Origin of the sequence: Bradyrhizobium sp. LTSP885, from assembly GCF_000938305.1 — a bacterium.
Classification (GTDB): domain Bacteria; phylum Pseudomonadota; class Alphaproteobacteria; order Rhizobiales; family Xanthobacteraceae; genus Bradyrhizobium.
On record NZ_JYMT01000029.1, the window covers coordinates 1 to 4,474 of the forward strand.

The following is a 4,474-nucleotide window of genomic DNA, read 5'->3' on the forward strand; positions in this document are numbered from 1 at the left end:
GGCACCACGGTGGCCACCGACCTCAACGCCGGCAAGCTCGGCGGTTCGGTCATCACCTTCAAGACGGCTACCGGCTCGCTCGCGGTCACAATCGGTTCGAGCTTCGCGACCGGTGCGGGCACCGCGACCGTCAAGACGCTCGATCAGCTCAACAGCGTGCTGTCTTCGAACGGCGTTGCCGTCTCGGCGTCGGTCTCCGCGACCGCCGACACGGTGACCTTCACCTCCACCAACGATGCCGCCAGCCAGACGATCACCAAGACGGGCGCTGCCCCGACCGGTGAAGGCGTCGACATCTCGGGCACGACGGCTGCAACGGTCGGCACGGTCAACGCTGCCGTTGCCGATCCGACCTCGCAGTCGACTCGCGGCAACCTCGTCAGCCAGTACAACGTCATCATCCAGCAGATTACGACGACCGCCCAGGATTCGTCCTTCAACGGCGTCAACCTGCTGAACGGCGACAATCTGAAGCTGACGTTCAATGAAACCGGCAAGTCCACCCTCAACATCTCGGGCGTGACCTTCAACGCAGGCGGCCTCGGTCTCGGTTCGCTGACTGCTGGCACCGACTTCCTGGACAGCACCTCGGCAAACGCCATCGTTGCCAAGCTCGGCTCGGCCTCCGACACGCTCCGCTCGGAAGCGTCGTCGCTCGGTTCGAACCTCTCGGTCGTGCAGATCCGTCAGGACTTCAACAAGAACCTGATCAACGTGTTGCAGACCGGCTCGTCCAACCTGACGCTGGCCGACACCAACGAGGAAGCGGCCAACAGCCAGGCGCTGTCGACCCGCCAGTCGATCGCGGTGTCTGCGCTGGCTCTGGCCAACCAGTCGCAGCAGAGCGTTCTCCAGCTGCTCCGCTAAGGATAGCTGCAACAGACATCGAATATCGGGGCGGCGGAGGAAACTCCGCCGCCTTTGCTTTTGCCTGTCGTCAGGTGACCCGAGTATCTCAATCAGGAGTTGCAGGCCGCAATCACGCTGTCGTGCTAAGCGCTTGGTGCCGCGAGATCGCGTGCCTCTACCAAGCTTAACGGCCGTCTGCTGCGATTTGATTCAAACCGCGACGATGCATCCGACACAGATTTATCCATGCCGTCGGTAAGTGCCTGTTCTTTCGAGATTGGCGGCTACACTGCGATGCTTCGTTCAACTATTTGAAACGCCTCATCGTCCGTATTTGCACGGACTGCGAAATTAACGTCGCCGTGAAGCCGGCGGAGTTATCGGTAGGAGCCGATCGTTCCGTAGCACTTTGAGGGGGCCGATTCCGATGGACGACCTGTTGCGTGAGTTCCTGACGGAGTGCACCGAGAGCCTCGACACGGTCGACAACCAGTTGGTTCGGTTCGAGCAGGACCCCAACAACGCGAAGATTCTCGATAATATCTTCCGCCTGGTCCACACCATCAAGGGGACCTGCGGCTTCCTCGGCCTGCCGCGGCTGGAAGCGCTGGCGCATGCCGGCGAGACCCTGATGGGCAAATTCCGCGACGGCATGCCGGTCAAGGCTGAGGCCGTGACGCTGATCCTGTCCTCGATCGACCGCATCAAGGAGATTTTGGCAGGGCTCGAGGCCACCGAGGCCGAGCCTGAAGGCGACGACCGCGATCTGATCGATCAATTGGAAGCCATGGTTGAGCGCGGCATGGCCGCTATGGCTGCTGCTGCAGCTGCTGAAGAAACTCCTGTTGTCGCCGCACCTCCGGTGCAACCGGCGATGCCCGAAGGCACGCTGGTGGTGCAGACCCTGGAGCGCCCGTTGCGCCCCGGCGAGGTCTCGCTCGACGAACTCGAACGCGCCTTCCGCGAGACCGCGCCCGAAGTGGTCGCGCCCGCGCCTGTTGCCAAACCCGCAGCGCCCGTGGTTGCTGCGGTTGCCGCAGCGGAGCCCGCCGAGGTCGCGAAGAAGCCGGCCCGCAAGGCGGCTGCCGCCGAGGGCGACGTCCCGGAAGGCGACAAGATCGCCAACCAGTCGATCCGGGTCAACGTCGACACCCTCGAGCACCTCATGACCATGGTCTCCGAGCTGGTCCTGACCCGCAACCAGCTGCTGGAGATATCAAGGCGCAACGAGGACACCGAGTTCAAGGTGCCGCTGCAGCGGCTGTCGAACGTCACCGCCGAGCTGCAGGAGGGCGTCATGAAGACGCGGATGCAGCCGATTGGTAACGCCTGGCAGAAGCTGCCCCGCATCGTCCGCGATCTCTCCGGCGAACTCGGCAAGCAGATCGAGCTGGAGATGCACGGCGCCGACACCGAGCTCGACCGCCAGGTGCTCGACCTGATCAAGGATCCGTTGACGCACATGGTGCGCAACTCCGCCGACCATGGCCTGGAGACCACGGCCGAGCGGGTCGCCGCCGGCAAGGGCGAGCAGGGCACCATCAGGCTCTCTGCCTATCACGAGGGCGGCCACATCATCATCTGCATCGCCGACAATGGCCGCGGGCTCAACACCGAGCGGATCAAGGCCAAGGCAGTCCAGAACGGTCTCGTCACCGAGGCTGAACTGGACAAGATGACCGAAGCGCAGATCCACAAGTTCATCTTCGCGCCGGGCTTCTCGACCGCAGCCGCCATCACCTCGGTCTCCGGCCGCGGCGTCGGCATGGACGTGGTGCGCACCAATATCGACCAGATCGGCGGCACCATCGACATCAAGAGCGTGGCCGGCGAGGGCGCCTCCGTCACCATCAAGATCCCGCTGACGCTGGCGATCGTCTCGGCCCTGATCGTGGAAGCCGGCGGTGATCGCTTTGCGATCCCCCAATTGGCCGTGGTCGAGCTGGTGCGGGCGCGGGCCAACTCCGAGCACCGCATCGAGCGGATCAAGGACACGGCGGTCCTGCGGCTGCGCAACAAGCTGTTGCCGCTGATCCACCTCAAGAAGCTCTTGAAGATCGACGACGGCGCGACCTCCGATCCCGAGAACGGCTTCATCGTGGTGACGCAGGTCGGCAGCCAGACCTTTGGCATCGTGGTCGACGGCGTGTTCCACACCGAGGAGATCGTGGTCAAGCCGATGTCCACGAAGCTGCGCCACATCGACATGTTCTCCGGCAACACCATCCTGGGCGATGGCGCCGTGATCATGATCATCGACCCCAACGGCATCGCCAAGGCGCTCGGCGCCTCCGGCTCCTCGGCCCATGACATGGCCGACGACAGTGCTTCGGCCCATGCCTCGTCCGGCGAGCAACTGACCTCGCTGCTGGTGTTCCGTGCCGGCTCCAGCCAGCCCAAGGCGGTGCCGCTCGGCCTCGTCACCCGGCTGGAGGAGATCGCAACCGACAAGATCGAGCTCTCGAACGGCCGCTACATGGTGCAGTACCGCGAGCAGCTGATGCCGCTGGTGCAGATGGCCGGCGTCAATGTGCAGACGCAAGGCGCCCAGCCGATCCTGGTGTTCGCCGACGACGGCCGCTCGATGGGGCTGGTGGTCGACGAGATCATCGACATCGTCGAGGAGCGGCTCAACATCGAGGTCGCCGGCTCGCAGGAGGGCATCCTCGGCTCGGCCGTGATCAAGGGCCAGGCCACCGAGGTGATCGACGTCGGCCACTTCCTGCCGATGGCGTTTGCCGACTGGTTCTCGCGCAAGGAGATGCGCCCCTCGGCAAGCTCGCAATCCGTGCTGCTGGTCGATGACAGTGCCTTCTTCCGCAACATGCTGGCGCCGGTGCTGAAGGCTGCCGGTTACAAGGTGCGGACCGCGCCGAACGCGCAGGAGGGGCTTGCCGTGTTGCGTTCGGGGCAGGCCTTCGACGTCGTGCTGACCGACATCGAGATGCCCGAGATGAACGGCTTCGAGTTCGCCGAGAGCATTCGTTCCGACAACAATCTGACCGGGCTGCCGATCATCGCACTGTCGGCGATGGTGTCGCCGGCGGCGATCGAGCGCGGCCGGCAGGCCGGCTTCCACGATTATGTCGCCAAGTTCGACCGTCCCGGCCTGATCGCGGCGCTGAAGGAACAGACCGCCGAACTGCGCCGGGCGGCTTAAGGAACTGTCATGATGACCAGCAAGACCGAGACAAGCGAAGGCGCCATGGTCGAATACGTCACCGCCGTGATCGGCGGGCAGCTGTTCGGGCTGCCGATCTCGCGGGTGCAGGACGTGTTCATGCCGGAGCGGCTGACGCGGGTGCCGCTGTCGTCAGCGGAGATCGCCGGTGTGCTCAATCTGCGCGGCCGCATCGTCACCGTGGTCGACATGCGCGCTCGCCTGGGGCTGCCGAAGGCCGATGACGGCAAGCCGCCGATGGCGGTCGGTGTCGACCTGCGCGGGGAATCCTATGGCCTCCTGATCGACCAGATCGGCGAGGTGCTGCGGCTGCCCGACGACGGCTGCGAGGAAAACCCCGTCAACCTCGATCCCCGCATGGCCAAGCTCGCCGGCGGGGTCCACCGCCTCGATGGCCAGCTCATGGTCGTCCTCGACGTCGATCGCGTACTCGAATTGATGCCC

Annotated in this window: 3 protein-coding genes; all 3 read left to right on the plus strand. The window is 64.6% G+C overall.

Features of this window, described 5'->3' with window-relative positions; genetic code table 11:
- A partial coding sequence (locus tag UP09_RS18590; RefSeq protein ID WP_044539721.1) for a flagellin occupies nucleotides 1-867 on the plus strand: 867 nt, incomplete at its 5' end.
- Between the two features lie 409 nt (nucleotides 868-1,276).
- Nucleotides 1,277-4,009, plus strand: a complete 2,733-nt coding sequence (locus tag UP09_RS18595) for a hybrid sensor histidine kinase/response regulator (protein WP_044539722.1) — start codon at nucleotides 1,277-1,279, stop codon at nucleotides 4,007-4,009.
- Nucleotides 4,010-4,021: 12 nt separating this feature from the next.
- Nucleotides 4,022-4,474, plus strand: a 453-nt coding sequence (locus UP09_RS18600) for a chemotaxis protein CheW (RefSeq protein ID WP_044539230.1), incomplete at its 3' end; no start/stop codon positions are given.